This is a genomic window from Streptomyces sp. AV19 (assembly GCF_015999245.1).
Classification (GTDB): domain Bacteria; phylum Actinomycetota; class Actinomycetes; order Streptomycetales; family Streptomycetaceae; genus Streptomyces.
In genome coordinates, this window is record NZ_JAEAMR010000040.1 from 1 (window position 1) to 6,534 (window position 6,534).

Sequence of the window (6,534 nt, forward strand, 5' to 3'; positions counted from 1 at the left end):
GGAGGTCCGCAGGAGCGCGCGGCGCCGCAGGACCGTCTCCGCGTACCGCGAGTGCATTTCCCGCTCCGCGGGAAATGCAGCGGCAAGCCGCTGCAAAACAAATGGCTCCGCTGACGCTCCGCCCAATTCCCGCGCAAGCGCGGGAATTGGATTCCGCAAGCGGAATTCTAAAAGCATGTCAATTCGCGCAGGCGCGAATTGAGGGGAGTCCCGCAAGCGGGACTCCTTCGGCTGGCTGCACGGGGCAGGTGCATTACGCGCGGGCTGTGTAGCCACTGGGAATCCCAGCCATCACCCCCGCAACGAGAGTGACGGGCCGTCGGCCCGGTCAAGCGCCGGCCCCAACCGCAGGGACGGGCTCCGCTGCGCTCCACCCGAAGCCCTCCCCCACCCTCGAAACGTCGGACACGTTCACCAATACCCCGTCAGCATACCCTATGAACCGTATGCACGAGGCAGGTTTCAGCCAAGTATCAGCCTACAGGGCGAACCTGTCATGCGGGTGATGCATCACGGATACGGGCTGTGTAGAGTTTGGGGTCTGGGCAGCACCACCCCGGCCCGCCAATCATCGCGCCGGACTTTCTTTCTCATTGCGCGCCGCATTCCGCGAAAAGGAGAGCACGGGAATGGCCGTGAAACTGCGTGAACACCAGATTGAGGCCGTGGCTGCCATTGTGCGTGGTCTCGATATCCCGCCGGGCGGCATTCCCTTCAATGGCCTGCGCGGGCAGGTGCACGCCGCGTGCGGAACAGGAAAGACCATCATCGCGGCGGCCGCCGCAAAGCGGATTGTTCCCAGGGGTCGCGTTCTCGTTCTGGTGCCAACGCTGGATCTCCTGGCGCAGACGGTGAAGGCGTGGCACAACGCCGGGCACAAGGGGCCGGCCATCACGGTGTGCAGCCCCCTGGACGACCCCGAGCTGTGGGACATGCAGGTGCGCTCCACCACGAACCCCGTGCGGCTGGCCATGTGGCACGGCACGGGGCCTGTGACCATCTACGCGACCTACGCGTCTCTTCCCGTCCTCGTGGAGGCGTTCGCGGGCGTCTACGGCCAGCAGCTGGCCCCGATGGACCTCGCGGTGGTCGATGAGGCGCACAGGACGTCCGGGTCGATGGGCAAGGCATGGGCGGACATCCACGACCAGACGAAGATCCCTGCGCACCGCCGGCTGTACCTGACGGCGACGCCGAGGATCTGGCAGGAGCGGCCCCCGCACTGGGAGGTCGCCGAAGGTGTCCGTGACGCGCTGCCGGAAGAGATGGCGGCGAGCATGGATGACGAAGCCGTCTTCGGGCCCGTGCTCTACAAGCTCAGCCTGGCGTCGGCCGTGTCGCGCCAGCTGCTTGCGCGGTACCAGATCATCGTCCTGGAGCTCCAGGACCCGGTTGTCACGCCGGAGCGGCTGATGGGCGAGGACCGGCGCAGCGAGGAAGTCCGCGGGCAGCGCCTGGGCGCCCTCCAGGCCGCCCTGCTGCACACCATGACGCAGCACAACCTCCAGACCTGCATCACCTTCCACCACCGGACCATAGAGGCCCAGGCGTACGCGGAGGGCCTGGAGCAGGTCGCGGCGAAGCTGCACGCGGACCAGCCGGAGACGTACCCCGCGAAGATCTGGGCCGACTGGCTGTGCGGCGAGCACGTCCCCGAGCGCCGGCGGGAGGTCCTGGGCGACTTCGGCACCACCACGCTCCGCGCCGTCCTCTCCAACTGCCGCGTCCTCGGGGAAGGCGTCGACATCAGAAGCGTGGACTGCGTGGCTCTGTTGGACCCCAAGGGCGCGCCGCACGACATCGTCCAGGCCATCGGCCGGGCCCTGCGGCAGAAGCCCGGACAGGGAAAGCTGGCGTCGCTGATCGTGCCGGTATTCCTCCAACCGGGAGAACAGCCGGAGGACATGTTCACCTCCGGGTCGTACCGGCCTTTGGTGAAGGTGCTCGAAGGGCTGCGGGCTCACGACGAAGAGGCCGTGGAATTGCTCGCGATCCCGCAGGAGCCGCAGAAGGACGTGGCCCAGCCCTCAGTGAATATCGGTGAGGCTCCGGGGGAAGGCGAGGCAGAATCCCGTCTGCTGCTGCGCTTTGCGGCTCCCCGTGACCCGGTGATGGTCGCGGAGTGGGTCAGCTTCAACGTGATCGACACGGAGCGGCAGGACTGGGCGCGCGGCTGGGCGAAGCTCAAAGAGTTCACCGAGCGTGAAGGTCACGCCCGCGTGCCCTACGAGCACAAGGAGGGCGCGTTCCCCCTGGGGACCTGGGTCGCGGAGCAGCGGCGTGCGTTCGGGGCCGGGCAGATGACCGGCAAGCGGGCGGCGCGGCTGGAGAAACTGGGGATGGTCTGGTCGGTCGCCGATGAACGGTTCCAGGAGAACCTGGCGGCGGCGCGGGTGTACTTCGAGGAGCACTGGACGCTGTGCGCGCCCCGGTCGGCGTCCGCCCTGGGCAAGCCGGTGGGGCAGTGGCTGTCCAACCTGCGCCGTCCCGGTGCGCTGGCCGAACGCCCGGAGTGGGAGGCCGCGTTGAAGGCCGTGGACGAGGACTGGAACCCGTCGTGGCCGACGGAGTGGCAACGCCACTACGCCGCCCTGCGCGAGCTGGTGCGCGGCGAAGACGGCCCGGCGGAGGTCCTGCCCGGGTTCACGGTCCACGGGATGGACGTCGGGAAGTGGCTGGCCCGGCAGCGGAAGCCCGAGGTGTGGGCGGCACTGGCGGAGGGCCAGCACGAGCGCCTGGAAGCCGTCGGCGTCACCCCGCTCCCCGCGGCTACGGTCCCGGTGGAGCCGGACGTGCCGGCGGAGCCGTCCACGGCGCCCGTGAGTTCCTTCGAGAGGGGCGTTGCGGCCCTGGCGCAGTACAAGGCCCGCACGGGCTCCGTGACGGTCCCCAGGGCCCACGTGGAGGCGTTGCCGGACGGGTCGGAGGTGAAGCTCGGGGTGTTCCTCAGCAACAGCAAGAGCCGCCGGGCCAAGCTGACCGCCGACAAGCTCCGGGCGCTGGCCGGCCTCGGGCTGGAGTGGGCGGCAGGGGAAGGCGCAGCGTGATGACCGCGGGCGATGAAGAGCGGCGTGTGCAGGAAGCCGTACGACGGCACGCCCGCCACAGCGCCTTCGCGGAGGAGGAGGACGTCATCCCGTTCGTACTGTCCGCATCGAGTTCACCGCCTGAACCAGGCATCATAAGCCGGGCTCCCTGCCGTGCCATGCGCATGGTCGGGGCCCGGAGGCTTTGGGGTCAGCCAGCCAAATGAACAGTGAGCCCAGGGAGCAGAACATGAAAGCAGGAACGGACATGCGTTCACTCCGGTGGGCGGTGGCCTGGATGTGCGTCACCTTTACCCGCGGCCTCAGCCCCGAGGAGGTGTTCACCCGTTATGGAGCCGAACCGTCTCAGGCTCGACTGCTCGACTGGGACGCGGCTTCGGACCTCGTCTCGGGCGACTCCGATGGCGGGACGGTCTCGCTGCTGCGGGCCGGGAGGATCGGTGAATGGGCCTTCTGCGTCGAGGAGGAAGGTGGCATCAGCTTCGGGGAGGAATCGCTCGCGGAGTTGTCCCGGGGCACGGAGACATACAGCGTGGCGACTACCGATGGAATCGGCGTCTTCCAGTACTGGCGCGACGGTGAGTGCATCGAAAACTTCGAGCCCGGCATGGAGTACACCCGGCCCGAACAGACCAGTCCCTGGTGGGACCGGGTGGAAGCTGCGCTTGCCGCACACGAAGGCGAGGACGCCGGGATGGCTCCTGTGGTGGCCCTCGTACTCGACCACCTTGGCATCACCCTGGACGACGCCACCCTCGCCGGGCCCTGGCCCAGCCTGACGCTTGCCGAGGACGACGCACCGTCGGCACCAGTGGGCGATACCTACAGAAGCGAGGGGCCGGTTCCGCCCGGAACTGTCGAGATCTTGTAAGACCCCACGCCAGGTCATCCCCTTCCGCCCAAGTCGTCGTCCCAGGCGTGATACGTGCTCAGATCTCGGACGGGGCGGGTGAACAGCGAAGGGCGCGGCTCTCGTTGATCGTGCTGATTCCACTCAGCATGATAGGGCCGCGCCCGTATGCCATCCTGCCCGGCTCTCCCTTCCTCCCCCAGTTCCCTGTCAACGCAGTGTTGCAGGGGAGGAGTTGTGCACACCGGAGCGGTTGCCCTCGCTGCTGGAGGCGGTCCGGGCCGTGCCCGACCCGCGTACTCCGCACCTGGTCACGCATGCCTGGCCGATGCTGCTGGGGCTAGCCGTTCCAGGACCGCTATGACCAGGCCGTGCGCGACGACGACGCGGCCCGGCTCACCGGGATCTGCCCGGGCAAGCACGGCCGCTGGGGACGGATCTGCGTCCTGGACGACGGCCACGAGACCTCGATGGAGGAACCCCACTGGGGCCACAACAGCCAGGGACAGCCGATCGCGTGGGTGGGCAACGCACCCGACGACTGGTGAGTACACCAGGTCGTGCCGCCGCCCTCGGACCGAAATCGGCGGCGTCGTAAGGCTGGTGGGCAGGGCCCCGGGCGCACAGCGTGCCCGGGGTCTTTTCGCTGCCCGGGGCTGGCGGCATTGCGCCCCAGGGCCTGCACGCGCCTCAGAGCGATGCCGTTGGCCCTGAGCAGCGGCATCGCACTGGAGTGCGTGTAGGCCCTGGGGACTTGGGCCGCTCCCCCTGCAGGCGATGGGGCGCGGCCGGGAAGGGTTCGTGAGGCGGTCCAGCCGCGTGTGGTGTCAGGCTCGATCCCCGGGGCCCGTGGGGGTGTCCGACTCGGGGTCAGACATCTCCGGCCGCCGTGGCGGCGAGCCAGTCGGCGGCTTCGGCGTCGGTCATGAGCAGCACCTGCGTCGGGTGGGCGGTGCCGTCCTGGACGACGTGGGCGCGGCCCGGGAGCGGGCTGCTCTTCGGGACGGGGCCGGCCATCGGGGCGAGCCGCTGCCAGGTGTTAGCGGTGAACCGCGCGAGGACCACGGTGGCGAACTGCTCGCGGGCGGCGGGGGAAAGGCCACCGCCAGCGGCCTGGCCGTTGCAGAGGACGTGGATGCGGGCCTGGCGTCCCGCGTACAGGACATCCTCGAGCGCGGCGACGCCCGGGGACTGCTTGGGGTCGTCCTTCTGCCGGAACGTCTCCCAGTAGCGGCTGAGCTGCCGCAGGGTGGCGTCGGCCTGGTCGAGGACGACGATCAGGCGCGGCACACCGTCGAGGTCGCCGGTGGGGAGGTTGGTGCGGCGCTGGAGCTCGGAGGCGAGACCGACCAGGGCGTCGTGGATGCCAGCGACGCTGCCGCGGTGCGTCACCGTCGGAAGGTCCTTCGCCCACAAGTGGGAGACCAGCTTGGGGCCGAGGACCAGGGCGTGCGCGCCCTGGTGCAGGAACTGGGCGGTGAGAGTGCGCAGGATGGTCGTGCCGTCGCCGCCGGTGCCGGTGCCGGTGCAGACCTGGACGTGCGGCGCGGTGTCATGTCGACGGCGATGGCCCGTCCGTCGGTGCCGATGCCGATCAGCGCTGCCGAGGCGGGCAGGGCTTCCAGTTGCTCGCGCAGGCCGGGGTCGGTGAGGCGCAGGAGCGGGGTCTGTCCAGTAAACGGTGGTTCTGGGGTTGTTAGGGGTTCAGCGTCGGGCGGCGGAGAGTCGGCCGTCGAAGGTGATCTCGCGGGCGGCGAGCGGCCAGTGCGTGTAGTCCTGCGGTACCAGCGACACCGCGCCCATCACCGCGTTCGTGTCGGCGTCGGCCAGATCGACGCCGTCCCACGCGATCCGTCCGCTGGTGGACAGGTACAAGCCGGTGAGCAGCTTGGCCAAGGTGGTCTTCCCGGAGCCGTTCTCCCCGACCAGGGCCACGACCTCACCTCGGTGGATCTCGAAGCTGATGCCATCCAGGGCGAGCGTGGTCGCGCCGGGATAGGCGAACGAGGCGTCCTCGGCGGTGATGATGCGCGGGCCCCCGGCGGGCAGAGGCGTGGTGCCGCGCTGGTTCGCCCACTGCCGGGTCTGGGCATTGGTGATGAGATCTCCGGCAGCATGGGCGCCCTCGCTGCTCGCCCGGTAGGCATCCAGGAATCCCGGGTCCTCGTACGCGACGAGCTCGGCGCTCGTGGCGGCGTGAACGACGGCAAGGTCGGCTTCACGGACAGCCTTCGGGCCGAGCTGCGCGGCTGCTGTGCGGGCGAAGGCATCAGCCACGTACCGGCCGGAGGCCGCCACCGCGACAACTATCAGCGGCACGACCGCCTCGCGCAGCCCGGCAGTAAGGGCTGTCCCGTAAATGATCTACGAGTTGGCGGGTGATGGGTCGGCCTGGGCGGTGCCCTGGCCTATCCGGCGAGGGCGAGGTTGTGCAGGCGGGCGATACCGAGCATGGCGTGGTGGACGCCGTCGCCTTTCAGGCGGCAGTCGCGCAGGATTTTCCAGCCCTTCATCCGGGCGAAGACGTGCTCGACGCGGGCGCGCACCTTCTTGTGCGAGCGGTTGTGTTCCTCCTTCCAGGCCGGCAGTTCCTCGTCCTTGCTCTTGCGGTAGTGCGGGATGACCAGGCCGGTGCCG

The 6,534-nt window shown here is 69.3% G+C and carries 7 protein-coding genes; 3 read left to right on the top strand and 4 right to left on the bottom strand.

The window, feature by feature from the left end:
- Positions 1-590: 590 nt before the first annotated feature.
- Positions 591-740, bottom strand: coding sequence for a hypothetical protein (locus I5Q34_RS35935; protein ID WP_277965780.1), 150 nt, complete (start codon positions 738-740; stop codon positions 591-593).
- Between I5Q34_RS35935 and I5Q34_RS32795 the strand changes: the two genes are divergently transcribed.
- From I5Q34_RS32795 to I5Q34_RS32805, 3 genes are all read left to right on the top strand, one after another.
- Complete coding sequence (locus I5Q34_RS32795; protein WP_277965778.1) at positions 678-3,047, top strand: DEAD/DEAH box helicase; 2,370 nt, start codon at positions 678-680, stop codon at positions 3,045-3,047. The genes I5Q34_RS35935 and I5Q34_RS32795 overlap by 63 nt on opposite strands.
- Before the next feature lie 229 nt (positions 3,048-3,276).
- Complete coding sequence (locus I5Q34_RS32800; RefSeq protein WP_234429890.1) at positions 3,277-3,918, top strand: DUF6461 domain-containing protein; 642 nt, start codon at positions 3,277-3,279, stop codon at positions 3,916-3,918.
- 350 nt (positions 3,919-4,268) lie between these two features.
- On the top strand, positions 4,269-4,445 hold the full coding sequence (locus I5Q34_RS32805; protein WP_234429891.1) for a hypothetical protein: 177 nt from the start codon (positions 4,269-4,271) through the stop codon (positions 4,443-4,445).
- Between the two features lie 322 nt (positions 4,446-4,767).
- On the opposite strand, the gene I5Q34_RS32810 is transcribed toward I5Q34_RS32805, so the two are convergent.
- The 3 genes from I5Q34_RS32810 to I5Q34_RS32820 form a co-directional block, all read right to left on the bottom strand.
- The gene (locus tag I5Q34_RS32810; protein WP_199896148.1) at positions 4,768-5,289 is read right to left on the bottom strand and encodes a hypothetical protein; all 522 of its coding nucleotides are present in this window, start codon (positions 5,287-5,289) and stop codon (positions 4,768-4,770) included.
- Between the two features lie 312 nt (positions 5,290-5,601).
- Positions 5,602-6,216, bottom strand: coding sequence for an ATP-binding cassette domain-containing protein (locus I5Q34_RS32815; protein ID WP_277965757.1), 615 nt, complete (start codon positions 6,214-6,216; stop codon positions 5,602-5,604).
- 89 nt (positions 6,217-6,305) lie between these two features.
- A partial coding sequence (locus I5Q34_RS32820; protein ID WP_199896149.1) for a transposase occupies positions 6,306-6,534 on the bottom strand: 229 nt, incomplete at its 5' end.

What these genes read in the sequence shown, in the direction of transcription:
- I5Q34_RS32800 (WP_234429890.1), top strand. Translation starts at nt 3,277, where the DNA reads ATGAAAGCAGGAACGGACATGCGTTCACTCCGGTGGGCGGTGGCCTGG.